This window comes from Alkalicoccobacillus porphyridii (assembly GCF_007293315.1).
In the GTDB taxonomy this organism is placed as follows: Bacteria; Bacillota; Bacilli; order Bacillales; family Bacillaceae_D; genus Alkalicoccobacillus; species Alkalicoccobacillus porphyridii.
Map to the genome: position 1 here is coordinate 1 of NZ_VLXZ01000223.1, position 269 is coordinate 269.

1 protein-coding gene is annotated in these 269 nt (G+C 49.8%); it reads right to left on the minus strand.

Annotation, left to right across the window (positions count from 1 at the left end):
* The coding region (locus FN960_RS24110) for a DUF416 family protein (protein ID WP_143850818.1) at positions 1 to 269 on the minus strand (269 nt) is incomplete at both ends.

Genomic DNA, 269 nt, shown 5'->3' on the forward strand with positions numbered 1-269 from the left:
CACTTCCACCGCGTGTTCGAGCGTTTCACCACTCAAGCGCGAATGGACCAGTTCACTTAACGCCACGCATGCATCGATTGCCGGATAAACGCCGTACAGATCGAAATCGTCGGCTGAAGGAATCGCTTCTTCAAATTTCTCCAGTTGGCTGTCGAAATTTACTTTTGCGTCTTTAACGGTCAGCGTTTCCCAGATGAGATCGAGAATGCGACGGTAAATTTGCCCATCACCAAAACCGGTTTGCTGGCAGAACATGGCGTAATTGGGGT